The 24,925-nt window shown below is 42.3% G+C and carries 26 protein-coding genes and 6 pseudogenes; 16 read left to right on the forward strand and 16 right to left on the reverse strand.

What is annotated here, in order from left to right:
- Positions 1-145: 145 nt before the first annotated feature.
- A pseudogene (locus HK413_RS05465) lies at positions 146-1,791 on the reverse strand (NAD+ synthase).
- Between the two features lie 67 nt (positions 1,792-1,858).
- Between HK413_RS05465 and gldB the strand changes: the two are divergent.
- Positions 1,859-2,898: pseudogene (gene gldB / locus HK413_RS22600) on the forward strand (gliding motility lipoprotein GldB).
- A gap of 73 nt (positions 2,899-2,971) precedes the next feature.
- On the opposite strand, the gene HK413_RS05475 reads toward gldB, so the two are convergent.
- From HK413_RS05475 to fabG, 4 genes are all read right to left on the reverse strand, one after another.
- Positions 2,972-3,157, reverse strand: coding sequence for a hypothetical protein (locus tag HK413_RS05475; protein ID WP_175269427.1), 186 nt, complete (start codon positions 3,155-3,157; stop codon positions 2,972-2,974).
- A gap of 241 nt (positions 3,158-3,398) precedes the next feature.
- A complete protein-coding gene (locus HK413_RS05480; protein ID WP_175269428.1) occupies positions 3,399-4,790 on the reverse strand; it encodes a hypothetical protein in 1,392 nt (463 codons plus the stop codon).
- Entirely contained in the window at positions 4,781-5,482 is a 702-nt protein-coding gene (locus HK413_RS05485) for a VWA domain-containing protein (protein WP_175269429.1), read from the reverse strand. The genes HK413_RS05480 and HK413_RS05485 overlap by 10 nt, the downstream gene beginning before the upstream one ends.
- Positions 5,483-6,361: 879 nt before the next feature.
- Positions 6,362-7,105 carry a 3-oxoacyl-[acyl-carrier-protein] reductase gene (gene fabG / locus HK413_RS05490; protein ID WP_175269430.1) on the reverse strand — a complete coding sequence of 248 codons (744 nt, stop codon included), beginning with the start codon at positions 7,103-7,105 and terminating at the stop codon, positions 6,362-6,364.
- A 206-nt stretch (positions 7,106-7,311) separates the two neighbouring features.
- On the opposite strand from fabG, the gene HK413_RS16870 reads away from it, so the two are divergent.
- Genes HK413_RS16870 through HK413_RS05500 form a run of 3 tightly spaced genes read left to right on the forward strand, consistent with a single transcriptional unit; the run spans position 7,312 to position 9,139 of the window.
- Complete coding sequence (locus HK413_RS16870; protein WP_246229848.1) at positions 7,312-7,866, forward strand: NAD(P)H-binding protein; 555 nt, start codon at positions 7,312-7,314, stop codon at positions 7,864-7,866.
- A gap of 13 nt (positions 7,867-7,879) precedes the next feature.
- Positions 7,880-8,209 carry a Rossmann-fold NAD(P)-binding domain-containing protein gene (locus HK413_RS16875; RefSeq protein ID WP_246229851.1) on the forward strand — a complete coding sequence of 110 codons (330 nt, stop codon included), beginning with the start codon at positions 7,880-7,882 and terminating at the stop codon, positions 8,207-8,209.
- A 12-nt stretch (positions 8,210-8,221) separates the two neighbouring features.
- On the forward strand, positions 8,222-9,139 hold the full coding sequence (locus HK413_RS05500; RefSeq protein WP_175269431.1) for a helix-turn-helix domain-containing protein: 918 nt from the start codon (positions 8,222-8,224) through the stop codon (positions 9,137-9,139).
- 15 nt (positions 9,140-9,154) lie between these two features.
- On the opposite strand, the gene HK413_RS19395 is transcribed toward HK413_RS05500, so the two are convergent.
- On the reverse strand, positions 9,155-9,733 hold the full coding sequence (locus tag HK413_RS19395) for a sulfatase/phosphatase domain-containing protein (RefSeq protein WP_175269452.1): 579 nt from the start codon (positions 9,731-9,733) through the stop codon (positions 9,155-9,157).
- Between the two features lie 91 nt (positions 9,734-9,824).
- Positions 9,825-10,451 (reverse strand): sulfatase-like hydrolase/transferase, encoded by a 627-nt coding sequence (locus tag HK413_RS19400; protein ID WP_175269432.1) that lies wholly within the window; start codon positions 10,449-10,451, stop codon positions 9,825-9,827.
- A 107-nt stretch (positions 10,452-10,558) separates the two neighbouring features.
- Here HK413_RS19400 and HK413_RS05515 point away from each other — a divergent pair, with 107 nt between their 5' ends.
- A complete protein-coding gene (locus HK413_RS05515; protein ID WP_317169318.1) occupies positions 10,559-11,590 on the forward strand; it encodes an NAD-dependent epimerase/dehydratase family protein in 1,032 nt (343 codons plus the stop codon).
- Positions 11,591-11,618: 28 nt separating this feature from the next.
- Positions 11,619-12,237, forward strand: a pseudogene (locus HK413_RS05520) (YdeI/OmpD-associated family protein).
- Positions 12,238-12,401: 164 nt separating this feature from the next.
- Here HK413_RS05520 and HK413_RS05525 read toward each other — a convergent pair.
- From HK413_RS05525 to HK413_RS22605, 4 genes are all read right to left on the reverse strand, one after another.
- Positions 12,402-13,385: a type I phosphomannose isomerase catalytic subunit gene (locus HK413_RS05525; protein ID WP_175269433.1), complete on the reverse strand. Its 984-nt coding sequence runs from the start codon at positions 13,383-13,385 to the stop codon at positions 12,402-12,404.
- Between the two features lie 21 nt (positions 13,386-13,406).
- Complete coding sequence (locus HK413_RS05530) at positions 13,407-14,066, reverse strand: hypothetical protein (protein ID WP_175269434.1); 660 nt, start codon at positions 14,064-14,066, stop codon at positions 13,407-13,409.
- A gap of 126 nt (positions 14,067-14,192) precedes the next feature.
- Positions 14,193-15,335, reverse strand: a complete 1,143-nt coding sequence (locus HK413_RS05535) for an NADP-dependent isocitrate dehydrogenase (RefSeq protein ID WP_317169325.1) — start codon at positions 15,333-15,335, stop codon at positions 14,193-14,195.
- Complete coding sequence (locus HK413_RS22605; protein WP_246229853.1) at positions 15,284-15,421, reverse strand: hypothetical protein; 138 nt, start codon at positions 15,419-15,421, stop codon at positions 15,284-15,286. The genes HK413_RS05535 and HK413_RS22605 overlap by 52 nt, the downstream gene beginning before the upstream one ends.
- Positions 15,422-15,750: 329 nt before the next feature.
- Here HK413_RS22605 and HK413_RS05540 point away from each other — a divergent pair, with 329 nt between their 5' ends.
- Together HK413_RS05540 and HK413_RS05545 are read left to right on the forward strand one after the other, a co-directional pair.
- Entirely contained in the window at positions 15,751-16,368 is a 618-nt protein-coding gene (locus HK413_RS05540; RefSeq protein WP_175269435.1) for a hypothetical protein, read from the forward strand.
- 74 nt (positions 16,369-16,442) lie between these two features.
- Positions 16,443-16,850, forward strand: coding sequence for a hypothetical protein (locus HK413_RS05545; protein WP_175269436.1), 408 nt, complete (start codon positions 16,443-16,445; stop codon positions 16,848-16,850).
- Here the strand turns inward: HK413_RS05545 and HK413_RS05550 are convergent.
- From HK413_RS05550 to HK413_RS05565, 4 genes are all read right to left on the reverse strand, one after another.
- Positions 16,823-17,278 carry a hypothetical protein gene (locus tag HK413_RS05550; RefSeq protein WP_175269437.1) on the reverse strand — a complete coding sequence of 152 codons (456 nt, stop codon included), beginning with the start codon at positions 17,276-17,278 and terminating at the stop codon, positions 16,823-16,825. The two genes, HK413_RS05545 and HK413_RS05550, sit on opposite strands and share 28 nt — an antisense overlap.
- A 201-nt stretch (positions 17,279-17,479) precedes the next feature.
- Entirely contained in the window at positions 17,480-18,043 is a 564-nt protein-coding gene (locus HK413_RS16890) for a hypothetical protein (RefSeq protein ID WP_175269438.1), read from the reverse strand.
- A gap of 38 nt (positions 18,044-18,081) precedes the next feature.
- Positions 18,082-19,254: a DNA polymerase III subunit gamma/tau gene (locus tag HK413_RS16895; RefSeq protein WP_175269439.1), complete on the reverse strand. Its 1,173-nt coding sequence runs from the start codon at positions 19,252-19,254 to the stop codon at positions 18,082-18,084.
- A gap of 77 nt (positions 19,255-19,331) precedes the next feature.
- Complete coding sequence (locus HK413_RS05565) at positions 19,332-19,604, reverse strand: hypothetical protein (protein ID WP_175269440.1); 273 nt, start codon at positions 19,602-19,604, stop codon at positions 19,332-19,334.
- Between the two features lie 237 nt (positions 19,605-19,841).
- Here HK413_RS05565 and rpsF point away from each other — a divergent pair.
- The 3 genes and pseudogenes from rpsF to rplI all read left to right on the forward strand — a co-directional run bounded on the left by rpsF (position 19,842) and on the right by rplI (position 20,928).
- A pseudogene (gene rpsF, locus HK413_RS05570) lies at positions 19,842-20,206 on the forward strand (30S ribosomal protein S6).
- Positions 20,206-20,469: a 30S ribosomal protein S18 gene (rpsR, locus tag HK413_RS05575; protein WP_067054791.1), complete on the forward strand. Its 264-nt coding sequence runs from the start codon at positions 20,206-20,208 to the stop codon at positions 20,467-20,469. Before rpsF ends, rpsR begins: the two are co-directional and overlap by 1 nt.
- A gap of 17 nt (positions 20,470-20,486) precedes the next feature.
- Positions 20,487-20,928: pseudogene (gene rplI / locus HK413_RS05580) on the forward strand (50S ribosomal protein L9).
- Between the two features lie 118 nt (positions 20,929-21,046).
- On the opposite strand, the gene HK413_RS05585 reads toward rplI, so the two are convergent.
- Positions 21,047-21,541: a hypothetical protein gene (locus HK413_RS05585; protein ID WP_175269441.1), complete on the reverse strand. Its 495-nt coding sequence runs from the start codon at positions 21,539-21,541 to the stop codon at positions 21,047-21,049.
- A 205-nt stretch (positions 21,542-21,746) separates the two neighbouring features.
- Between HK413_RS05585 and ggt the strand changes: the two are divergent.
- From ggt to HK413_RS05610, 5 genes and pseudogenes are all read left to right on the forward strand, one after another.
- Positions 21,747-23,331: pseudogene (gene ggt, locus HK413_RS05590) on the forward strand (gamma-glutamyltransferase).
- A 55-nt stretch (positions 23,332-23,386) separates the two neighbouring features.
- On the forward strand, positions 23,387-23,719 hold the full coding sequence (locus HK413_RS05595) for a MarR family winged helix-turn-helix transcriptional regulator (RefSeq protein WP_317169319.1): 333 nt from the start codon (positions 23,387-23,389) through the stop codon (positions 23,717-23,719).
- A 230-nt stretch (positions 23,720-23,949) separates the two neighbouring features.
- Entirely contained in the window at positions 23,950-24,198 is a 249-nt protein-coding gene (locus tag HK413_RS05600) for a hypothetical protein (RefSeq protein WP_175269442.1), read from the forward strand.
- The gene (locus HK413_RS05605) at positions 24,168-24,470 is read left to right on the forward strand and encodes an FKBP-type peptidyl-prolyl cis-trans isomerase (RefSeq protein ID WP_175269443.1); all 303 of its coding nucleotides are present in this window, start codon (positions 24,168-24,170) and stop codon (positions 24,468-24,470) included. Before HK413_RS05600 ends, HK413_RS05605 begins: the two co-directional genes overlap by 31 nt.
- Before the next feature lie 110 nt (positions 24,471-24,580).
- Positions 24,581-24,901 (forward strand): hypothetical protein, encoded by a 321-nt coding sequence (locus HK413_RS05610; protein WP_175269444.1) that lies wholly within the window; start codon positions 24,581-24,583, stop codon positions 24,899-24,901.
- Positions 24,902-24,925: the final 24 nt, after the last annotated feature.

A 24,925-nucleotide genomic window follows, 5' to 3' on the forward strand; every position in this document is an offset into this window, starting at 1 on the left:
TAACACCTAATCCGCTTGTCATTTCGAAACGAGGAACGAGTGAGAACTTCTTTCTTGAGCGTAGCGAAAAAATCTTATACGCATTGCTAATTCGCTCGTATAAGATTTCTCGCTACGCTTCGAAATGACAACGTTTGTATATCGTCTACTGCAAATACTTTCCAACTATAGGCATTCTTCGGCCCATGCCAAATGCTTTTGGCGATACCCGCAATATTGGTGGTGTCTGGTAACGTTTATGCTCGGCAAGGTTTATCAGTTTTATAGCGCGATGTACTGTTGCTTCATCATAACCCATTTTAATGATCTGGGCAGCCGAGCAGCGGTGCTCGATATATTCGGCTAAAATTTTATCCAGTACATCGTATTCGGGCAATGAGTCCGAATCTTTTGCCCCGGCCTTAGTTCGGCTGATGGTGGTTTGACGATAGAATTTTCGGGTATGATCTCTTTATCGCGGTTAATATATCGCGCCAGCTCAAACACCTGCGTTTTATAAACGTCGCCAATAACAGAAATACCGCCGCACATATCGCCATATAAAGTACCATAGCCTACTGCGGCCTCGCTTTTGTTAGAGGTATTTAGCAGGATAAACCCAAACTTATTACACATCGCCATCAGCAATATGGCGCGGCTGCGCGATTGTATGTTCTCTTCGGCTATGTTGAAGGGCAAATCCTTAAACTGCGGGTGAAGGGCGGTTTCAAATGCTTCGGTAATATTTTTTATGGCGATGGTCTCGCTCATGCAACCCCGGGTTAGTTACCAGGTCCTCGGCATCCTTTAGCGAGTGGTCGCTTGAAAACTTAGATGGCAACAGTACCGCCATTACATTCTCTGCACCTAAAGCCTCGGCAGCCAGTGCGCATACAACTGCTGAGTCGATACCGCCCGACAATCCTAATATCGCCCTGCTAAATCCTGACTTATGAAAATAATCGCGGATGCCTAATATCAGCGCCTGGTGTATCTGGGCGATATCACTTTCACGTTCTTTTAAGGTTGACGGGTGATCAAAAGTTATCGCACCGTTGTCATCCAAAGTGTAATAAGTCAAGCATTCCTCAAAGTACGGCAACTCATCAACCAGGTTACCAGCATTATCAAACACTAACGATCCGCCGTCAAATATCAACTCGGTTTGCGCGCCTACATGGTTAACATAGAACAATGGCAAATTGTAACGGGTTACGTTATCCTTTAAAATGGCTATGCGTTCCTCATCATGGTTATACGCAAATGGCGACGCGGCTATGTTGATCATCACATCCGGGTTTTGCTTTATCAGCGTATCCATTGGGCGGGTAATATATAACGGATTTTCTATGGTGTTCCACAGGTCCTCGCAGATAGTTAAAGCAATGCGCTTGCCTTTAAACTCAATGCAATTAAACTCGGTAGATGGTTCAAAATAGCGGTATTCGTCAAAGATATCGTAGTTAGGCAACAGGGCCTTATTTACAACTGCCTTTACCTTTCCGTTCTCAATAAAATAAGCCGAGTTGTTCAGGTCCTTGCCCTCCGGTTTATGGTTAGGGATAGGCAAGCCAATTATGCAGGCAATATCAATACACTCGGCAGCGATTTGTTGGGCGGCAATTTCGCACTGGTTGATAAACTCGCTAAACTCGAGGAAATCGCGCGCCGGGTAGCCGCAAACGCATAACTCGGCAAATACAACCAGGTCGGCCCCGTTTTGCTTTGCTTTTTTATGTTCTGGATAATATGCGCCGTGTTCGACTCAAAATTACCAACGTGATAGTTAAGCTGGGCTAAAGCAATCTTCATAATATATTCTAAGTATCCGTTTGCACCTAAATGCAAATAATAAATTAAATTTGTTGAAAGTATAAAAATGATACCATCCTTCTACAAGTTCAAACAAATTTATTTAATTTTTATTATCGGCGCGCTGTTAACAGCCTGCGGCCGAAACAAAAAAGTTGACGTCAGCAATATACCAATTGATGTTAAGATAGAACGGTTTGATCATGATTTTGACGGTTTGCGTACAAAACCCATGGAGCAGCAAGCCATATTTATGGTGCAAAAGTATGGCGACTTTTATCGCGATTATACCCAACAGATATTGGAGGCCGGCAGTATTAACGATACGGCCTATTTTAACACCCTGCGCGACGTTTTTAAGGGCCGGGCGTACTTAGACCTGAAACATGATGTTGATGCCGTATATCCCGGCAATATGGCTAAACAGGAGGCCGAATTAACGGATGCTTTCAGACGGATAAAGTACTACTATCCCAAACAGAAAATCCCAAAAGTTTATGCCTACTTCTCAGGCTTTAAAGCGCAGACATCTGTTGGCGATGGTTATTTTGGTATTGGGCTCGACCTGTTCCGGGTGCCGATTCAAGGTTTTACCCGGCTTTAACCGAAGTGTTCCCGCGTTATATTTCAAGGCGCTTTACACCCGAAAATATTACCCCGCGCGTAGTTGAGGGTATTGTCCGTGAGGACATGTTTCCCGAAAGTGAAAATGATAAAACATTGTTATCAAAAATGGTGTATAATGGTAAGATACTTTATTTTATGGACCAAATTTTACCAGACGTAGCCGACTCGATAAAGATTGGCTATACTACCCAGCAAATCAAATGGTGCACAGATTTTAAATCGACGATATGGGCATACCTTTTAGAGCAAAACCTGTTGTACGAAACCGACGATCAGAAAATTCAAACTTACATTAACGAAGCCCCGTTTACCCCGCAATTAGGCGAACATAACCAATCGGCGCCTAAATTAGGTGTATGGACCGGCTGGCAAATTGTAAGGGAATATATGGACCGTCACCCCGATGTTACGCTGCAACAATTAATGAACAACCAGGATGCGCAAAAAATACTGAATGATTCAAAATATCGCCCTAAATAGCTAAAAGACAAGGAACAAAAAAGCGTCCCGCACACAATGCAGGACGCTTTTTATATTAAAGTTAAAGTATAAGTTACTTAATAATGGTAAACACTGCTTTCAAACCAACGCCTGCGCCTATAGCTAATATAACGTTAGCAACGGCTGATGCATGTCTGAAGTCCGCGAAGCGTAAATAAACGCCAACTAAACCTATAACTATAGCAATTACTAATAATATGTAATGGCGTTCTGAATTTGCTTCTTGCATTGAGCTCATAGTGCTTATTTTTTTATTGCTACAAAAATAGAAATGTTTACCGAAAAACTAATACCGTTTTAAAGATTTTAAATATTTGTTTTAAACGTCAAAGTTCCCTTCTTGAGAGGGGGCGCGTTGGCTATGCGGTTGCGGGGGTGTGTTATACTCGCGAAAGGACACACCCCTCCGCCCCCTCTCAAGAGGGGAATCGCACCAGTCCGCCGCTTTTATTGTCGCGGATGTTACAGCAGAGTGTAGGTTATACTTCGCCTTCGCGTTTGCGTAAAAACCATTCGACCCCCAAAAACGCAACAATCAGCGCGAAGATCCATTTCACATCTATCATATCGTTATAATGGCTATCCTCATACACCGGGGTTTTAATGTTTTCGTTCTTGCGGATCAGGTCGGCCAACCGGCTTATCTGCGATGGGTATAACATTTGCCCACCGCCTTGCTTAGCCAGGTTCCTTAACAATTGGTGGTTGGCGGCACTCTGGCGAATCTCCAGATTAAGCGGTTTAACGGTTAACTGCCCATTGGCATTAAACACTCGGTTTCCTAATTTGGTTGATGCGGCATAAGTATATTCGCCCACAGGTAAGGTGCCGGCATCCAGCTGGTAGCTTTGCCCGTTACGGGTGGCCGAGGAAGCTGTAGTTTTTACCATCGGTATTTTTAGTTCTATGCGTACGTCGGGCGTGTTAACCAGTTCAAGCGCGTCATTATACAGTTCGGCGTTTATCAATACATTCTCGCCCTCGTCAAAAATATTTTTTGCAGGGTAGGCCCTGAAGCGCTGCCTGTTGGCATTCGCGGTAAGGTACTGCACGCTCTGGCTGAATAACTCTTCCATAGCATGGTGGTTGCCGTAGGCTTCAAATTCGGCCAGTTGCCAGCGCCATAGGCCTTCGCCGGTAAGCACGCCTATACGGCGGCCATTATCATCGCCAAACAACAACAACGGGTAACTGGTAGTAACCGAACCAATGCGCTGTTTAAATAATACGCCGTTGGTAACCGCCGCGGTATAGCTGCCAAACGGCGCCATTAAAGGCGGCATGCGGCTTATTTTTTGCAGCGTGGAATCTGTTAATACAAAAGAGGTAAACTCGGCGGCGGGCTGGGCGAAGACCTCCTGCATATCCAACCTGCCCGCGCTTATGCGGGTTAGCTTCTGTGCTTCGTTAAAACTGGATAGGTTAGCCTGCCCGCCCAATAAATACCAGATGGGTGTTTTGCCTTTAACCAGTTCGCCAAGCTGGCCGTATGCAGCCGGCATGGTTTGATGCAGGATAACCAGGCTATAATCGCTCAGTTTTAAACCCGCTACATCTGCTACCTGGCTTGCTTTTAGCTCGTAATTTTTATTAGCCTCAATGGCCTGTTTAATAACCGTAATATCAGGGTGGGGGCCATCATACAACAGCAGTATCTTTTGCTTCGCATCCAGCACTTCCACATAAATAGTTTCGGTGTTGTTTTGGGTGGATAGCTCGTTTTTTACAGGCGTAATGCTGATGTTGAATTTATGGATGCCTTTTCTATCAGCATTTAACTTAATGGTCAGGATTTTTTTAAAAGCATCATTAGTTACCGGGATGATCTGCCCGCTTACCTGGCGGCCATCTTCGGTAATGCTCAGGTGCATGGTCTCGCCTTTGCTCTGGTAGGCTGGGCCAATACCTCTATCTCGAAATCGTTGCCTAAGAACGCGGTTTTATTATAGTTTACGTTGCTTATCAGCAGGTCGCGTTTGGCAATGGTATCGCCCAAGGCTATGGTGTAGATATTGGTTTTGAAGTTACGCGCCTCGTATTGCGGGTCGGCATCCTGGTTATATAAACCATCGGTAGCCAATACCAATGCGCCGATGTTTTGGTTAACAAACCTGTCGTTTAACTGGCGTAAAGCGGCGGCTATATTGGTTTGCTTGTTATTAAAAGTTTTTGACAGGCCATTGCTAAGGTCATGCCCGAAGTTAAATTCCTGCACCTCGTACTCGTCGCCTAATTGTTGCTTTAGCTTGCCCAGCTCGTCGACAAACTTAGCCGGTTCAAAACCCGCCGGATGAAATGTATTGATAGATGCGGAATTATCCTGCGCTATTAAAATAAGCGGTTTTTGCGGTTTGTAGTTAGTCGACCGTACCAATGGCGATACCAGCAGTAGGGCGATCAAAAAAACCACTATCGCCCTGACGGCGGCCAGCACATACCTGAATTTGTTAGACAAGTTTACCGGTTGCCGGTACATCAGCCAGGCATACAGTACACCCAACAGCAGGCAAACAGGCGCCCACCAGCCGGAAACAGTACCCCAAGTGATTGAAAATAGCAGCATTTTAAAGGTTGTACGTGTTACGTAATACGTTTTACGTTGTCATTGCAAAATGCGAAAATATTGTGAATGTTTGGTGTAATAATGTTGATAAGGGTTAGGTCATTCCATTTTCATCTTGCCAAAGAATTACCCATTTACCGTTTATCTTTTTTCAAAAAACGCATAGCTCTCTGCAGCCATGTAATTATAATAAAGGTCCATTACTACATAGGCTTGTTTTTGATCTAACGAAAATAATGGCCTCGACATCTGATAATAGTAGAAAGAAAAATATTCGTGCCTGCCTTTCTTTTTTTTATAGTTCGCACCTGTTCCTCACTGGTAAATATAGCGTTTGTTATACCGGCAGTATCAATTTTTAACCCTTTTGGGAGATGGGCCGGAAAATAATATACAATGAATCGGCATTCATAAAATTGGGGTGCTTTAACGGCCTAAAGAGGCTTTCGGCGTCCATATGAAATATAGCCATATCTCCCTTACTCCGGGGCCTTGTTAAATCAATGTTTAGAGGAAAGTTGTCTAATGAATTAAAATGACCACTGCCGGGCTTTCCAGTTACAGCAGTTCCTGTTGAATCAAACCTGGTAACAATAGTTTGCTGTGTAATAACAGTCTTAATTACTTCATTTATATCTTTTTTACTCGGAATAGGATATTTCTTTTCAGGTTCACGGCAACTGCCAAGAAATATTATCGAAAGTAATAAGGCCCAAATTATCCGCATAAAAAAACAGCATATCTGTATTACCAAATATGCTGTTTTAAATATTTATTTGAAAGGCCTTTGCGCTCATACTTCGAGAGCCTCAGCATGACACCTTGCTCACATCTTTTCCCGCCAAGCCTAATCTCTAATCACCAACCTCTAATCTCTACCTACAGCATTCCGCCATCAACCGGGATAACCCGGCCGGTAATGTAGGTTGCCATGTCTGACGCTAAGAATACGCAGGCGTTAGCCACATCTTCGGTTTCACCGGCACGTTTAAGCGGGATGGATGCTGCCCAGCCCTCAACCACTTTAGGGTCTAACACCTCGGTCATTTCGGTACGGATAAAACCCGGGGCAATAACGTTGGTACGGATATTACGCGAGCCTAACTCTTTGGCCATTGATTTTGAGAAACCAATGATACCTGCTTTGGAAGCCGCGTAGTTTGATTGGCCCGCGTTACCATCAACCCCAACAACCGAGCTCATGTTAATGAACACACCATCGCGGTTTTTCATCATAATTTTTGATGCCGCTTTGGTAACGTTAAAAATAGATTTTAGGTTAACAGTTAAAACGTCATCCCATTGCTCTTCAGTCATACGCATTAGCAAACCATCTTTGGTAATTCCGGCGTTGTTAACTACAATATGCAATGTGCCAAAATCGGCAATAATATCATTGATCAGTTTTTCTGCTTCGTCAAATTTTGAAGCATCGCTGCGGTAACCTTTTACCCGGGTGCCAAAGCTTTGCAGTTCCTGCTCAAGGGCCTGGCCTTTTTCAACAGATGATAAATAAGTAAAAGCCACATTAGCGCCGTGCTCGGCAAACTTTTCGGCAATTTTGCGCCCAATTCCTTTTGACGCTCCGGTTATTAACGCGGTTTTTCCTTCTAATAATTTCATAAACTTTTAAACAATGCTGTTTAGGGCAGCGAAGATAAGAATTTAGGATGAAAAGTTAATGAAAGCTTCGCACCTATGGTTCGACAGGCTCACCATGACAACGCACACGGCCCTGTCTGATTTTGGCTACAACAACAGTTGATTTGGCTACATCTGCCGTTGCGGACCTGCGCACCTTTGTATCACATCAATAACAAAGGAAAAATATGAAGATCATAGTAACAGGATCGTTAGGGCATATCAGTTTGCCTTTAATAAAAGAATTAGTACAAAAAGGGCATGAGGTAGTAGTTATCAGCAGTAATGCGGATAGACAGGAAGCGATTGAAGCGTTAGGCGCAACGGCTGCGATAGGATCATTAGAAGACGTTGATTTTTTAACAGCCACTTTTACCGGGGCCGATGCCGTGTATTGCATGGTGCCGCCAAATAATTACTTCGATCATAGCCTTGATCTGCATGCTTATTATCGCAGGTTGGGGCAAAATTATGCTGTTGCTATCGCGAAGTCGGGTGTAAAACGTGTGGTTAACCTAAGCACCATTGGCGCGCATTTAGAAAAAGGCTCGGGCATTTTAATCGGCGCGCATGACCTGGCGGAAATCTCGGATGGCTTGCCTGCTGATGTTGCTATCACCCACATGCGCCCAACATCGTTCTATTATAATTTATACAGCTATTTGCCGATGATAAAGAACCAGGGTGTAATAGCTACAAATTATGGCTATGGTGATATTGTTCCCCTGGGTTTCGCCAATTGATATTGCTTCGGCTGTGGCTGAAGAATTACAGTCGACGTTTACCGGCAGAAAGATTCGTTATGTTTGCAGCGAAGAGCTTACCGGTAATGAAGTTGCGGCTATATTAGGCGCTGCCATAGGCAAACCAGAGCTGCAATGGGTTGCAGTTACCGACGAAGAGGTTTTAGATAGCTTAACAGGTTTTGGTATGAACCCTAAAATAGCTGCCGGTTTGGTTGAAATGTATGCCAGCCTGCACACGGGTTTATTGGCTGAAGATTATTTCCGCAACCGCCCCATTTTAGGTAGAACAAAAATGACAGATTTCGCGAAGGAATTTGCGGCGGTTTATCATCAAAAATAAGTATATTGGGTTATGCCAAACGTTAAAATTCACCGGTTTAAAACTATAAGCGAGTTCCACAAATTCAGGGGCCTGCCCAAACCGGAACACCCTCTTATCAGCGTTATTAATGTCGAGGATGTTAAAGAGATCCCGGCCAACGAGGTAACACTGGTGAAGGATTTTTATTCCATCGCGCTTAAGCGGAATTTCAACGCCAAATTAAAGTATGGCCAGCAGGAGTATGATTTTGATGACGGCATTATGTTTTTTATGTCGCCGGGACAAGTTTTCAGGATAGAATTGCTGGAAGATACACAATCAAAGCAATCAGGATGGATGCTGCTTATCCATCCTGATTTTTTGTGGAATACGCCATTGGCCAAAACCATTAAACAATACGAGTATTTTAGTTACGCCGCTAATGAGGCGTTGTTCCTTTCAGAAAAAGAAGAAACAATAATTTCGGGTATCATGCAAAATATCCAGCAGGAATATCAAGCTAACATTGATAAATTTAGCCAGGACATTATCATTGCCCAATTGGAGTTACTGCTCAATTATTCTGACCGTTTCTATCATCGCCAGTTCATCACCCGTAAAATAGCTAACCACCAATTGCTTGATAGATTGGAGGATACACTCACCGCATATTTTAACAGCGATGTTTTAGCGACAAAAGGCCTGCCAACTGTTGCCTATATTGCCGAAACCTTAAACGTTTCGCCCGGTTATTTAAGCGGATCACTTAAGGCCCTAACCGGCAAAAGCACGCAGCAACACCTGCATGATATCCTGATAGAACGGGCCAAAGAAAAACTATCTACCACTGGCCTCTCGGTAAGCGAGATTGCCTATCAGTTAGGCTTTGAGCACCCGCAATCATTCAGTAAGTTATTCAAGACAAAAACTAATGTTTCGCCGCTGGAGTTTAGGCAGTCGTTTAATTAATTAGCGGGGTATTCATTATTTATCTTCCGGCTTCTGCCATGGAACGCTGCCACCCCTTTGCACCTGTTTCATCAGCAGGCGGTGTAGTACTACCCGCTTGTCGTTCTCTGTCTTAACAAGGTCATGTTGCTCAAGCGGATCTTTAGCCAGGTCGTATAATTCAAATGGTTGGGTTGGGGTGTTTTGCAATAGTTTTAAATCCCCATTTATTATAGCGTTTGATATTTTCGCTCCATAGCCGCCGCCTTCACGGCGGATAAAAAATAGTGGTCGAGGTGCCAGCTTGGCGCTGCTATTTTTTAATATGGATGCAAAGCTTACCCCATCAATTTTATGATCGATAGCAACGCCGGTAATTTCGGCCAATGTCGGGTAAACATCCATCAATAACAATCGCTCGGCCGATTGTGTACCCGGGGTTATATGTCCCGGCCAGGTTATACAAGCCGGTATTTTAATGCCGCCTTCATACATGGTGCCTTTGCCATCGCGCACATTCCCGTTATTCGCAGCAGTTTCCAGCTGACCGCCGTTATCGCTCAAAAATATAATGATGGTATTATCGTAGGCTCCATTGGCTTTTAATGTTTTTATAACTGGCCAATGCCGTCGTCCATTTGTTCTATCAGGGCTACCAACTTTGCCCGCTTATCTGATATATTGGGTTCGCGCGCTTTTACTTTGGCTAAAAATTCAGGAGTAGGTTGTATAGGCGTATGTGGCGCGGTATATGCCGGTACAGGAAAAACGGATTACTGCTATTTTTCTGACTGTTCAGATAAGCTATAGCCCATTGCGTAAACAGGTCGGTTGCGTGGCCTTCGGGAGTAATTACCTTATCGTTCTCGCGCAGGAAGTTGATGCCGTTACGGGTATGTTTCCAGTAATCTTCCATCATATCATCCAGCCAGCCGTGGAAATAATCAAACCCTTTTTGGTTAGGCAGGTTAGGAGTTTCTAAACCTAAGTTCCACTTGCCCACGATGGCCGTATTATAATTGGCCTTTTTTAGCAAGGCGGGTAATAGTTGAATACCGGGCGTCATGTAGCCAAAATTGTCTGTAAGCTGGTTCCTGATCAACCCGGGTACACCCACCATCTCAGGATAACGGCCGGTAAGCAGCGAAGCACGGCTTGGCGAACAAACCGGCGAGTTGGCGTAAAAATTATCAAAGCGGATTCCCTGCTTACAAAGCTGATCGATATTTGGCGTCCGGACATCCGGTGTGTTATAATAAGAAACATCATGATAACCCAGATCGTCAGACAAAATAATCAGGATATTAGGCTGTGATTTTTTTTTGCTGCCCATGTACAAAAACGGGAATAAATAATAGTAGAGCTAAAAATATTTTTCCGGAGGCTTTCATGATGTTATTATGTTAGAATAAAGTAAGCGAAATTATTTTAAATTGCATAGTGGCCCGGAACTATCTGCACATTTGCATATCCACATATCTATCTGCACATTTGCATATCCACAATAATGATATTAATAACAGGTGCAACAGGTTTTTAGGGTCGGAATTAGCTAAGCAATTAGCCGATAGGGGTGAAGCTATCCGTTGCACTAAACGGATAAAGTCTGTTATCCCCCTGCTGCTCGTGCCTTATACGCAAATAGAATGGGTTGACGCCGACCTGCTGGATATTTTTGCTTTAGAGAAAGCTTTAGAGGGGGTAACGCAGGTCTATCATTGCGCGGCACGGGTATCGTTAAAACAAGCGGATAAGATCCCCATGATCCGTACCAATGTGAAGGGTACCGCCAATCTGGTTAACTTATGTTTGGATAGAGCTATCAAACTGGTGCACGTAAGCTCGATAGCCGCTATAGGTCAGGCAAAGCCGGGCGAATTGATCACCGAAAATCATCATTTAGAAATAAGCACCGAAAACGACGGCTATGCCATATCAAAACTGGAAAGCGAGATGGAAGTATGGCGCGGCATTGCCGAGGGGTTGAATGCGGTTATCGTTAATCCATCATTAATTATTGGCCCAAATGCCGGCACGTTAGGCAGCGGGCAACTTTTTGAAACGGTACGTAAGGGGCTTAAATTTTATACCGATGGCACGTCAGGTTTTGTTGATGTGGCTGATGTTGCAAAATGTATGATAGCTTTAATGGAAAGCGATATCGCGGAGGAGCGTTATATTATTAGCGCCGAGAACTGGCATTATAAGGATATGACTGCCGCCATAGCCGCTGGTTTTAAAATACAACCACCTGCAATATTGGCCAAGCCCCGGATGATGGAACTGGCCTGGCGCGGCGCCAAACTTGCCAGCTTAATAACCGGTAAACCACCGGCTATTGATAAGATCGCCGCGCAATCGGCTGTGCAATACCGTGATTTTGATAACAGTAAAATTAAAGCGGCTATTGGCATTGAATTTAAGCCGATCAGTAAGTCTGTTACCGAGATCTGCGAACGGTTGGGTAACTAAATAATAAAATTTCTATCTTGGTGCTATGATGCAATACGATCCACGCATAGACGACTATATTAACAAAAAGCCTGCCTTTGCACAGCCTATATTAAGGTATGTTAGGGAGTTGATGCATGCCGCGTCGCCACATATTACCGAAAATATCAAATGGGGTCACCCATTTTTTGAGTATAAAGGGATAGTTGGCAACATGGCGGCCTTTAAGCAACACTGCGCAGTAGGGTTGTGGAATAGCACCCAGATTAAGGACGAGCACGGCTATATACAAATTGTAGGCGAGAAGGATTCGGCCGGCATGTTTGGGCGTATTACTACCATCGCTGACCTGCCGCCCGACGAGATAATGTTGGATTATATTAAACAGGCGGTTGCATTAAATGAAGATGGCAAGGCCAAGTCAATAGCGCCGGGCAGGTCTGCCACGCCAAAGCCAAAAGCCGAAATTTTGCCGCCCGATTATTTTATAGCCGCGTTACATGAAAATCCGAAAGCTAACACCGTATTTCAAGCATTTAGCCCATCCTGCAAACGCGAGTACGGAATGGATAACAGAAGCTAAAACTGAACCCACCCGCCTAAAGCGCATGGAAACCGCTTTAGAGTGGATAGCCGAAGGAAAGACAAGGCACTGGAAGTATAAGTAAGTAATTAATCATGTCATTTCGAACCGAGGTACGAGGGAGAAATATTAAACAAGCAGACCTGTTGCAAGGCGTATAGGATTTCTCGCTACGCTTCGAAATGACATGATGGTGAACAAACAACAAAGGGGGCTTAACGCTCCTTTGTTGTTTGTTTTAAATATAACCTATGCTATAAAACTTTCCAGTATTTTAAACCCGCCCGCTGTTTCCAAATCAATTTTATCAATTGTTTTTGGCAGTAAAATACATTCGCCCATTTTAACCGGGTAGCTTTCGCCATTGTATTTAATAGTGTAAGCCCCGGCAAGGCAAACATGTATCACAAACGAATCCAGGTTGCTGTAATCTTTACTTGTACCTTCAGTAGCATCTAATACGCTGGTAGTAAAGTATGGGCAGCTTACCAATTCAACTGTCTCGTCCTTTTCAGGTGTGTATTTGGTTTTGTAGTTGCCGTAATATTTATAGTCGATCGCGGCAAGGGCTTCTTCGGTATGTAACTCGCGTTTGTTGCCATTGGCATCCACCCGGTCAAAATCATAAATACGGTACGTAATGTCTGATGTTTGCTGGATCTCGGCTAACAATAATCCTGCGCCTATAGTATGCACACGTCCCGCAGGTAAAAAGAAAACATCACCCTCGTTGGCGGTTTCGCGGTTAAGCACATCCATTAAATGGCCGCTGTTAAACTTCTCTAAATATTCTTCCTGTGTTAGTTCTTTATTGAAGCCCGCAATCAGGGTCGAGCCGGGGTCAGACTCAATAATGTACCACATCTCTGTTTTACCAAACGAGTTATGGCGTTTTTTGGCCAGCTCATCATTAGGGTGTACCCGGATAGAAAGGTCCTCATTAGCGTCAATAAACTTCACCAGTAGCGGGAAGATGTTGCCAAAGTGCTTGTACACTTTTTCGCCTACCAGGTCGGCACCGTATTGTACTAACAGATCGGCCAACGATTCACCGTTAAGCGCGCCGCCTTCAACAATTGAGACATCAGATTTTACGCCCGAGATCTCCCAGGTTTCGCCGCAATTTGGCAGGTTGCCAAAGTCTTTATGCAGGTAAGTTTTTATTTTTTGACCGCCCCAAATTTTGTCTTTGAAAATGGTTTTGAATTTAAGCGGATATAGTGCTGTTGACATGATAGGATGTGAATTTTTGCGCTAAGTTATGGAATTTGTATAAGCCTTAAATAAGGTTTTTCTAAAAAACACAACTATCATGCCCATAATTGCTGTGTGCAGGTATATCATGTCGGCTACGCCTAAGAGATGCCTTTTAGCTAAAAATCCGCTTTTTAATACCTCGCCTAAAAGCATAAATTCATACGGATACATAATGCAAAGCGGCACAACACAAAACCCTGAAATTACCAACAACTTGTGTTTATTAGCCAGCCTTTTGTAAGCCATATATATTGGCGGAAACGCTAAAGTAAATACCAATAGAAAATTAATTGCCTTGATTAACAGTAACGGTTGATTACTGAAAAAATAGGTTAATATTCCACGTTCATCGCCGCCACCCATACCAGCAGTAAATATTCGCGCGAAAGCAAGGTTTCCTAATATTAACACAAAACCTAAACCGTAGCGTTTAGTGTTTTCAGATCGAAGGATAAAATAACCTGTCCACATCATTAAATAGCTAAAAAGGGGGCCTGCAATACCGGATATATACGTATAAGGGCTGTTCTCGCAGGCGGCACATATCGGGCGAATCAGGTTGAAATCCAGTTGAATTCCTGATTGTCCGCAAATAAGGTACCCGGTAATCATATGTGCCATTTCATGCAACTGGCCAAACACAAAAACAAATGCCATAAAGGCCAGGGCAATAGCGCCACGTAAATTTAATTTCCATGCGGGCTATGACGCGGGTGGGAGAGAGAAGGTTACAAAAAAGCCTCCCGATATAACAGGAGGCTTTCTTTATGATGTAAGCAGTAATTATTTACCCAACTTCTTTTTCAAGTTCTCATCAATAGCCTCAAGGAACTCCTCGGTGTATAAATAATCTACACCGTGCTCAACTTTTGGTTTGATGGTGATGGCCAGATCTTTGGTCATCTTACCACTTTCTACAGTCTCGATACAAACTTCTTCTAAAGCTTTGCAGAAGTCGATCAATTCCTGGTTACCATCAAGGATACCACGGAACTCTAAACCACGTGTCCACGCAAAGATAGATGCTATAGGGTTAGTTGATGTTGGGCGGCCTGCCTGGTGCTCGCGGTAGTGGCGGGTTACCGTACCGTGGGCTGCTTCTGCTTCCATAACGGTGCCATCAGGTGTAACCGGGGTTGATGTCATTAAACCTAATGAGCCAAAGCCCTGTGCCACGGTGTCAGATTGAACGTCGCCGTCATAATTTTTACAAGCCCAAACAAAGTTGCCGTTCCATTTAAGGGCCGATGCAACCATGTCATCAATTAAACGGTGCTCATAAGTAATGCCGGCAGCTGCAAATTTTTGTTTGTAATCGTTTTGATAGATCTCTTCAAAAATATCTTTAAAACGGCCATCATATTTTTTAAGGATGGTGTTTTTGGTTGATAAGTATAAAGGCCAGCCTTTCATTAAAGCCTGGTTAAAGCAAGCGTGTGCAAAACCACGGATAGACTCATCAGTATTATACATTGCCAAAGCAACGCCATCACCTTTGAAATTAAACACCTCGAATGATTGCTCAGGGCTGCCATCCTCTGGCGTGAATTTAATGGTAAGCTTACCTTTACCTTTTGTTAAAAAGTCGGTAGCGCGGTACTGGTCGCCAAAAGCATGACGGCCAATGCAGATAGGTGCGGTCCAGTTTGGTACCAAACGCGGCACATTGTTCATTACAATAGGCTCGCGGAAAACCGTACCGTCCAGAATATTACGGATAGTACCGTTTGGCGATTTCCACATTTGTTTCAGGCCAAATTCCTCTACACGCGCTTCATCAGGTGTGATAGTAGCGCATTTAATACCAACACCATATTGTTTAATGGCGTTAGCGGCATCAATAGTAACCTGGTCGTTAGTCTCATCACGATATTCTAAACCAAGATCATAATATTTAATATCAAGGTCCGGTACGGAACTATCAATTTATCTTTTATAAATTTCCAGATGATGCGGGTCATTTCGTCGCCATCCAGCTCAACTACGGGATTATTTACTTTAATTTTTGACATACCGGGTTATCTTATTTTTTATAGTGGCACCAAAGATATAAAATCCTGTTTATCAATAATTGTTTGTAATTGTAAAATAGTGGTTAATTTTAAATAAATTCGGAGCAGATATAATTTAAAACATCAATACTTTAAATTTAACCAATAAATACACCTGATAATGTATAGTAAAGGCGGTTAGGCATGCGTCGCAATAATCGTTGCTAAACTAACTTGTAAACTTGCCCCTAAATAACGTATGAACCTTTTTATAAAAAAATATACTTTTCTGTTTGTTCTTTGCCCGGCAGTTGGTTCGGTTAAGGCGCAGAGTAATGACTTTGCACAATATGACCTGGGCCCTGGGCCTTGATTTTAATAGTGCTTATACAGATGCGGAAACTATCGTAAGCACACGGTCAGGGCATTTTAACTTCAATTATAACGCAACCCCATTTGTTAACTATATCATTGAATATCATACAGGTACGTTACAAGGTGGCGATTCATTAACTACAGCAAGTGGCAGGCAATTTAATAATAACTTCGCCGCGGTAATGTTTAGGGCGCAGTTACAAATGGGCGAAATAATAGACTATTCGCAAAGCAAAATGGCTAATGCCTTTAAAAATCTTTATGTTTCATCAGGCGTTGGTTTTGTTGTCAATCATATGACAGATATTAACCGGGCGTCTATTAAAACCCCAGGATTTTATACTGACGGCGAAAATAACAGCAACCAGATTGTTATTCCGGTCAGGATAGGGTACGAGATAAAGTTCTTTAATAAGTATAACCAGCCGGGGTTTAAAATAGATGCCGGGTACCAATATAATTTTATAATGGGTGATGGCCTTGATGGTTTCACAGCCGGGACAGGAAAAGACTCGTTTTCTCAATTTTCCATCGGGATAAAATTTGCTATAGGAGGGGTTGCTACGTACAGAAAACAGATCAGCTTTGATTAATCATTTTATTTAGTGGGTTAAATCACTTTTTGGCAGGGTTTTTACTGTAATTTTATTATATAAATAATAAACCCATGAGCAATAATTCTTTTAGCAACGAAAACGACAGGGACAAAACCCTTAAAGACGAACTTGGCGAAACAATTGACAAACAGCAATTGCGTTTTAATGCCGATGATAACAGCTATGAGCTGGATGTAAGAAGTGACGACCCGGATTATGATCACCCTGACCCTTACAACAGTTCAAAAAAAAATGGCGCCGATATGGATTCAACCTATGATGAGGCTAACCCGTATGCAGTCGACGAATATATCCCGAATGAATCGTTAGAAACAGATGTTGACCAGTTAGGTATGCACATTGATAATGGCGAAATTGTAGATGTTGACCCAATTGATGAAATGCTGAGCCATACGCCAGAAGATGACCGGGACGACCTGGATGAAGAAGGCTATCCAAAAAATGACACGCCTAAATAACAGATCAATAGACTACTGGCAAAAATTACCTGATAAGCTTCATGAACCGGTTTTCCGTTAATAATGACCGTATTGTTGTCAATGGTTAGCCATGTCATTGCGTAGGCTGTTAAATTTGAGATACGGGTAGTACTTGTGGCGTTTTCAAAGAAAACGTTGCTTGCCAGTTCTATATATAAAACATTATTACCAAGAGACAACCTATAAGGCCCCGAAGCGTTCTGATCAGAGTAGAGAAGTTTGGCATTAGTGTAAGTAAATGTTTTAGCATTGTCATCCAATAATACAGAGGTGAACCTGTTAGGCACACTCACTCCTGAAACAACAATGTCATTGCTGTCATAGTATTGTTTTACAGTTGAACTAACCGTCCAGAGATGGGTAAGGTAATCATCGTTAATGGTTTTACTATGAATGTTAATACCCAAAACGGTGCCTCCGGGATTGAAATTGGGATTTGGGACAGGTATTAGAGGGTCATCAAGTTTGCATGAAGTTAATAGAATACAAGTTAAACTAACCAGTATCAATAATTTATTGTTAGTTATCACGTGGTAGTTGATAAATATTTTAACCCTAAAGATACAAAGTTCCCGATACTTAATCAAAATCAAGGTTAAACCGTTTTTTTAGTTCGGCCAACCGGGGGTTCTTAGCAGCCATATGCTGATATTTTTCTGGCTGGTATATGGGCGCTTTACAGCAACCTGCTTATCTATGCGTGCATTAACTTCAATGTCAAAGTTTTTAAGTGTGCTGCGCATATAATTAAGGAAATAAGGCTTCTCATCCCTGAAAAGGTCTTCCTGTACCTTGTTGGCAACTATTATTTCGAAAACATTGGGCCCCAACATGGTAGGCACTTCGGTTATAAAAACAGGCAGCAGGTTCATTTTCCCTTCGGTTTTTATTTTTGAAGCATAGGTATTCCACTCTCTTAAAAAATCGTCGAAGGTAAAGGCCTCTTTCGCGTCGCCTTTTAAATAAGGATCTTCTTCTTCAGCTATAGTTTCTGGTGTATTACCAATGTCTTTTAACGATGGTATTTTTATAGACATAACACCGGCATTAGGTACAAAAGATGGTTTAGGCTTTTCCGTTACCGGCGCTTCCTTTACATTTTCTGTTGCAGGCTTAACAGGGTCAATATTCTTGGGTGATAACGTATAAGGTGCAGGCGTATCTGCAACCATAGCTACCTCATTATTAACGACAGGTGGTTTTGGGGCACTTATTGCTGAGGTATCAGGTTTTTTTTTAGCTGCTCGTTGTCGGGCATTGCAGTTAGCGGCGTTGTAGCCAGGCTAAAAACCGAGAGCAAGTGGCACATTTTAAGTAAAGCCAGTTCAACCTGCAAGCGCTGATTTTTGCTTAGCTTATAATTCAGGTCGCATTGGTTGGCAATATTCATTGCCGATAACAGGAACGACACGCTGGCCGCCTGCGACTGCTGTAAATACTTAGCTTTTATTCCCTCGCTTACTTCCAGCAATTTTAAGGTTGATGCATCCTTGGTTACTAACAGGTTGCGGAAATGTTCTGACAGGCCCGAGATAAAATGTGCGCCATCAAAGCCTTTAGTTAAGATCTCATCAAAATACAATAGCGTTTTAGCCGTGTTTTCAGTCAGCAGGCTATCTGTTATATTAAAGTAATAATCGTAATCAAGAATATTCAGGTTATCAATAACCGAGCGGTAGGTAACATTCGCATCCGAAAAGCTAACGATCTGGTCGAACATTGATAAAGCATCGCGCAAACCGCCATCAGCTTTTTGGGCGATAATGTGCAGGCCGTCAACTTCATACTTGATATCTTCTTTTTGTGCGATTGATGCCGGGTGGTTAGCCATATCATCAATACCAATGCGGTTAAAATCAAAGATCTGGCAACGCGACAGGATAGTAGGCAGTATTTTATGTTTCTCGGTAGTAGCTAGTATAAATATGGCATAATGAGGGGGTTCTTCCAGCGTTTTCAGGAAAGCATTAAACGCCGCCTGCGATAGCATGTGCACCTCATCAATAATATAAACTTTATAACGGGCGCCTTGTGGCGGTATGCGTACCTGTTCTATCAGGCTGCGGATATCATCAACCGAATTGTTTGAGGCCGCATCCAACTCGTGTACGTTAAACGAATTGCCGTTTTGAAAAGACTGGCAGGTGGTGCAGGTACCGCAGGCCTCGCCGTTTGGCTGTAAATTTTCGCAATTAATAGTTTTGGCAAGGATACGCGCACAGGTAGTTTTGCCTACGCCACGCGGGCCACAGAACAAAAACGCTTGTGCCAGCTGGTTATTCCTGATAGCGTTTTTTAGCGTATTTGTTATATGTTGCTGACCGACAACGGTTTCGAAAGTAGCCGGGCGGTATTTGCGTGCCGAAACAATAAAATTATCCACAGCTACTAAGGTAGCAACAAATTGCTTTATCTGGAAGCGTCAAAATGGATTGTTGATAAATTGGGAGTGGGTATGAACTATTGTAACTCCTCCTCAGGTAAATGATCATCATCCGGATCGGGGTTGGTGATGTCATATTCAGCCTCTGCATCAGGTTCGTTAATATCATCGCTTACCTGTATAGCATGCTGGTCGTCCAGGTCATCAGCCAGGTCATCAAAATCTTCATCCTCTTCATCTTCCCAATCGCCCTCGGTAAAATCATTTTCGCCGGGTTGTTGGAAATAAATGGTATCATACATAAATGTGGTATGATTTGTTGATTGGCTTTCAAGATATTCAAACTCCATGATACTAATGTTTAGCTGATGATTAAAAGACAATCAAACTTAATCTTATGTTTTATCCTCAGCGTTAAATTTGTGTTTTATTTTTATGAACAAAAGTTAGGTATATTATCTGCTATAACGCAGGTATAAAATTAACGAAGCATATTACTTACGTTTTGTATTGTATAAATCAAAATATCTTCCTACATTTGCAGCCCCGAATTGTCGGGTTAATTAATTAAAAATCAAAGTATAATAATGCAACAGTACGAAATCGTGATCGTTCTAACCCCGTTGTTATCAGAAGAAACAGCTAAAGAGGCAATAGCCAAATACAGCAAAACTCTTACTGATGGCGGAGCCGAAATTGTCCAGGAGGATAATTGGGGTTTGAGAAAATTAGCGTACCCAATCCAAAAGAAAGTGACCGGGTACTATCACTTAACTGAATTTAAGGCTCCGGTGAATTAATTAACAAATTGGAAGTCGAGTTAAGACGCGATGAGCGTGTTTTGCGTTTCCTGACTATAGCTTTGGACAAACATGCCGTAGCTTACAATGAGAAAAAACGCAGTGGTGCTTTTAACAAGAAACCTGCAGCTAAAGTGGAGGAAGCAAACTAATGGCAAACGACCAAATTAAATACGTAACCGCCCCTAAAGTAGAGGACAACCGTAAAAAATACTGCCGTTTTAAAAAGAATGGCATTAAGTATATCGATTACAAAGACGCTAACTTTTTATTAAAGTTTATTAATGATCAGGGTAAAGTATTACCTCGCCGTTTAACCGGTACTTCATTAAAGTTTCAGCGTAAAGTGGCTCAAGCCGTTAAACGTGCGCGCCACATTGGTTTATTACCTTATGTTACAGACTCATTAAAATAATCAGGAGGTAAAAGACAATGGAAGTTATTTTAAAACAAGACATAAAAAACCGGGTGATAAAGACGATGTAGTAACCGTTAAACCAGGATATGGCCGTAATTTTTTATTCCCTAAAGGATACGCCATATTAGCTACTGAATCTGCACGCAAAGTTTTAGCCGAAAACCTGAAACAAGCTGCATTTAAACAAGAAAAAATACGCAAGGATGCCGATGCAATTGCCGCTAAATTAGAAGGTGTGAAATTGACTATCGGTGCTAAAGCCGGCGAAACCGGAAAAATCTTTGGTGCTATCAACACAATCCAAGTTGCTGATGCATTGAAAAAGAAGGTTTTGATGTTGACCGTCGCCGTATTACTTTTGACCAGGAACCAAAATTTGTTGGTGATTACACCGCAATTGTAAACCTTCATAAAGAAGTTAAGGTACAAGTACCTTTTTCAGTAGTAGCAGAGTAAATTTTAATTTCGGATATCGGATTTGCGATTTCGGAATTAGCAGAATATAAAAAGGTGTTGAGTTTTGCTCAACACCTTTTTTGTTGCCGGTACTTTGCCGGTTGTTAAATAAGTTTATTTAAAAATATACTTTATACCTAATCCCGGTGCCGAGGTCGAAATAGGGGCCGGTGGCCAGCTCAACCCGTGGGTTAAGGTCTAAACTGACTGCAATTGGCGATTCTGGAATGATATACTCCAACCCTATAACACCATCGCCACCTAATAATAACTGTGGTTTGGTATAAATGCGGTCGTTACCATTAAAAGTACGGTAAGTGCCTTGCCCAACCGAGCCTATGTGACCGCCAAACCCGTAATAAAATTTTAATGCAGGCACTCCAAAAGCTTCCCGGTGGATTTCGTATAAACCGGTAACTACCAGGCCGCTGTTGCGGAAACCTAATAAACCTTCAATGGCGGTTTTATTATCCATGAAATATTTGCCTGAGATACCGTTTTCGTATCCGCCAAATTTTAAACCGGCAGCCATTTTGTAATCCTGCGCGTTCGATCGTAAGCCAATGAACAAAAAAGTAGCTGCAATAAGTAATGTATAAGTAGTGTTTTTCATGATGCTATAACGTAAGTTTTTAAATTTTATGGTAAAGACGTGCAAAAACTACCGTGGTTTAATAGGACTTTAGCTATAATTATTTAGCTTAGTTGTTAAATAAAATACGATTGTTATGTGTAGAAAGTGGTATTATCTGAGTGTTTTTGTGTTGATTGCCAACCTTGCAGGAGCACAAGGTACCGGGCAAAAATATCAAAACGGTATGGTGGTTTGCGCTTATCCCGATGCCGCTAAAGTTGGTGTTGAAATTCTTAAAAAAGGCGGTAATGCTGTTGATGCAGCCGTAGCTGTACAGTTTGCTTTAGCCGTAGTGCATCCGCAGGCGGGTAATTTAGGCGGCGGTGGGTTTATGGTGTTGCGGTCGGCAAAGGGCGAGGCAAATACGCTTGATTTTAGAGAAAAGGCTCCCGCTTTGGCAACTACCAATATGTACCTTGATGCAGCCGGAAATGTGATACCTGATATGAGTTTGGCTACCCACCGGGCATCGGGTGTGCCAGGTTCTGTTGACGGGATGGTAGAGGCGCATAAAAAATATGGTAAGTTAAAGTGGGCCCAACTGGTGCAACCTGCTGTTGATCTCGCGCAAAATGGATTTAAAATAACAGCCCGCCCTGGCAAGCGACATGAATAGCAAGCGCGAAACCTTTATTCGCATGAATCCCGGTAGAACCTACCGGTAAATGCCGAGCCATGGAAAGAGGGAGATATATTGGTACAGGCTGATCTGGCTAAAACTTTGCAATTAATTCGCGATAATGGCCGCGCAGGCTTTTATGCTGGTAAAACTGCTGAAGCTATTGTTGCTGAAATGAAAAGAGGTAACGGTCTAATTTCAAAAACTGATCTGGCAAACTATCATGCCGTATGGCGCAAGGCAATAAAAGGCACTTATAAACAATATACTGTTTTTACTATGCCGCCACCTTCAAGTGGAGGGATAGCTTTGGTGCAGTTATTAAAATCAGTTGAACCATATCCATTACACCGATTTGGCTTTAATAGCGATTCGACTGTTAGGGTGATGGTTGAGGCCGAGCGTAGAGTATATGCTGACCGGTCAAAATACCGGGCGACCCCGATTTTTATAAGGTACCGGTTGATAGCTTATTAAGACCGGCCTATATCAAAGCACGGATGAATAGTTTTAGCTGGGATGCAGCCACACCAAGCAGCAGTATACAACCCGGCAGCTTTGCTGGTTATGAAAGCGACCAGACAACTCATTATTCTATCGTTGATAAAGAAGGTAACGCGGTAGCTATTACCACCACGTTGAATGGGACGTTTGGATCGAAGATATTTGTAGGCGGGGCCGGTTTTTGCTAAATAATGAAATGGATGATTTTAGCTCAAAACCCGGCGTTCCAAACATGTACGGGTTATTGGGCGGTAAAGCCAATGCCATACAACCCAATAAACGCATGTTATCCTGCATGACCCCGACTATCATTACCAAAGATGGTAAACTGTTTATGGTGGTGGGCACGCCCGGTGGGTCGACTATTATGACATCGGTATATCAAACCATATTAAATGTGATTGAGTTTGATATGAGCATGCAGGATGCCGTTACATCCAAACGGTTTCATAGCCAGTGGATGCCTGATAAGGTAGATATTGAAAGAGGTGCACTTGACGCAGCTACAATTAGTAAACTCGATCAAAAAGGATATAAAATAGTTCCCGGTGGCAACATAGGTAGGGTAGACGCTATTTTAAAAACAAAAGACGGTTACCGTGGCGGTGCCGACCCGCGTGGTGATGATACAGCCATAGGTTGGTAATAAGTTTTATGAAAAATTGCGTACAATTGCGCTATACAACTGTTTAGTATAACATATGCCGGCCAATATAAAACACCAGGAAACTATAGATTATTTTTTGAAGATAGTTTGGCAAACCGTTGCAAACCGGTATAATGCCCTGGTTACTGATTTTGGTATAACACAATCTATAGGTTATTTGCTCATTAATATTGATGATGAGGAAGGCACAACCGTGTCGCAGGCGGCTGCTTTGTTAGGGTTAAAATCAACCAGCCTCTCACGGATGTTAAACCAGTTAGAGCAAACCGGGCTGATCTACCGCGAATCAAACCGGGGCGATAAACGATCTGTAAAAATTTATCTTACACCGTTAGGTAAAGAAAAAGGCAGCAGGCCCGCGCGGTAGTAAAGCAGTTTAACAATTATCTTAACACCCACATTAGCGAGGCAGATAAGTTGTATTTAACCGATATGCTTAAAAAGATCAACCAACTCACCTTAAATTACAAGCCCGAAGCGCCTAATAAATAGCCAACACCCCCGGCAATTACCAAAACAAGCGATATTTAAATGTTAAAAAGTGTTAAGCTGCTGTTTTTGACATATAAAAGAATAAATTTGCCTTTTGAAAAGTAAATGAACAGAGCGGCGGTAGTCATATTGTTTTTAGGTGCTTGTTTTATTATGGCTTGTGGTAAATCAACAAGTACAGGTAAAGCAGTGTATGAAGCACAAAAAGCCATAGATGACAAGATAATTGCTGATTATTTAAAAGCAAACCCGACATTAAATGCTACTAAAATTGACACCTCGGGGTTTACTACATTGTTATACAGCCCGGTAGTGGTAATGCTTTGTTCACAAGGTCAACCAAGGTTACTATAGCCGATACCGGAAGATTATTAACAACCGGGCAGCTATTCAGACAAACAAACGAATTTCATCCTTCGTTTACGTTGTCACAAGTAATATTAGGATGGCAGTTGGGTATCCCCAAAATAAAAAAAGGCGGGATAGTAAGATTGTTAATACCATCACGTTATGCATACGGGCCAAATCCGCAGCCAACAGTTGGTGTAGAGTATGGTTTAAAAGATGGGTTACCACCTAACGCAATACTTGATTTTAACATACGGTTGTATGATATTACCAATTAACAAATATTAGCCCTTATATTAATGGGTTTTACAATATAAATTAAATGATTGCTGTAATGGCAATAAGGTCCAAAGCCGATTAGTTAACGGGCCAGAAACAACAAATACAAATGAAACAAACCACTTTTACTTTTTTATTATTTGCTGCAATAGCCTTAGTATCCTGCCGAAAAGATAATTACGGCCCAACAATTAAGGAGTATGATGAAGATCAAATAAAATCCTATATAAGTGCTAACGGTATAACCGGGATGACACGTGATACAAGCGGTATGTACTACAGCATATCTAATCCGGGCACAGGTGCCCCTATAGATTACTCTGATAATATTTCGGTAGTTTTTAGTGTACGCAGTGTTGATGGTAAATATGTTTCGGTTGATACGCTAAGCAATCATTTCCAGAATTTACAGGCCATATCTCAACAATAGTAAGGCCGTTAGGAATTGGTGTTC

The organism is Mucilaginibacter humi, assembly GCF_013087555.1.

Coding starts and splice junctions, on each gene's coding strand:
- HK413_RS05475 (WP_175269427.1), bottom strand. CDS start 3,157: ATGAGCTCAATGCAAGAAGCAAATTCAGAACGCCATTACATATTATTA.
- HK413_RS05480 (WP_175269428.1), bottom strand. CDS start 4,790: ATGCACCTGAGCATTACCGAAGATGGCCGCCAGGTAAGCGGGCAGATC.
- HK413_RS05485 (WP_175269429.1), bottom strand. CDS start 5,482: ATGCTGCTATTTTCAATCACTTGGGGTACTGTTTCCGGCTGGTGGGCG.
- fabG (WP_175269430.1), bottom strand. CDS start 7,105: ATGAAATTATTAGAAGGAAAAACCGCGTTAATAACCGGAGCGTCAAAA.
- HK413_RS16870 (WP_246229848.1), top strand. CDS start 7,312: ATGAAGATCATAGTAACAGGATCGTTAGGGCATATCAGTTTGCCTTTA.
- HK413_RS05500 (WP_175269431.1), top strand. CDS start 8,222: ATGCCAAACGTTAAAATTCACCGGTTTAAAACTATAAGCGAGTTCCAC.
- HK413_RS19400 (WP_175269432.1), bottom strand. CDS start 10,451: ATGGGCAGCAAAAAAAAATCACAGCCTAATATCCTGATTATTTTGTCT.
- HK413_RS05525 (WP_175269433.1), bottom strand. CDS start 13,385: ATGTCAACAGCACTATATCCGCTTAAATTCAAAACCATTTTCAAAGAC.
- HK413_RS05530 (WP_175269434.1), bottom strand. CDS start 14,066: ATGGCATTTGTTTTTGTGTTTGGCCAGTTGCATGAAATGGCACATATG.
- HK413_RS22605 (WP_246229853.1), bottom strand. CDS start 15,421: ATGTCAAAAATTAAAGTAAATAATCCCGTAGTTGAGCTGGATGGCGAC.
- HK413_RS05540 (WP_175269435.1), top strand. CDS start 15,751: ATGACCTGGGCCCTGGGCCTTGATTTTAATAGTGCTTATACAGATGCG.
- HK413_RS05545 (WP_175269436.1), top strand. CDS start 16,443: ATGAGCAATAATTCTTTTAGCAACGAAAACGACAGGGACAAAACCCTT.
- HK413_RS16890 (WP_175269438.1), bottom strand. CDS start 18,043: ATGGTTGCAGATACGCCTGCACCTTATACGTTATCACCCAAGAATATT.
- HK413_RS05565 (WP_175269440.1), bottom strand. CDS start 19,604: ATGGAGTTTGAATATCTTGAAAGCCAATCAACAAATCATACCACATTT.
- rpsR (WP_067054791.1), top strand. CDS start 20,206: ATGGCAAACGACCAAATTAAATACGTAACCGCCCCTAAAGTAGAGGAC.
- HK413_RS05585 (WP_175269441.1), bottom strand. CDS start 21,541: ATGAAAAACACTACTTATACATTACTTATTGCAGCTACTTTTTTGTTC.
- HK413_RS05595 (WP_317169319.1), top strand. CDS start 23,387: ATGCCGGCCAATATAAAACACCAGGAAACTATAGATTATTTTTTGAAG.
- HK413_RS05600 (WP_175269442.1), top strand. CDS start 23,950: ATGAACAGAGCGGCGGTAGTCATATTGTTTTTAGGTGCTTGTTTTATT.
- HK413_RS05610 (WP_175269444.1), top strand. CDS start 24,581: ATGAAACAAACCACTTTTACTTTTTTATTATTTGCTGCAATAGCCTTA.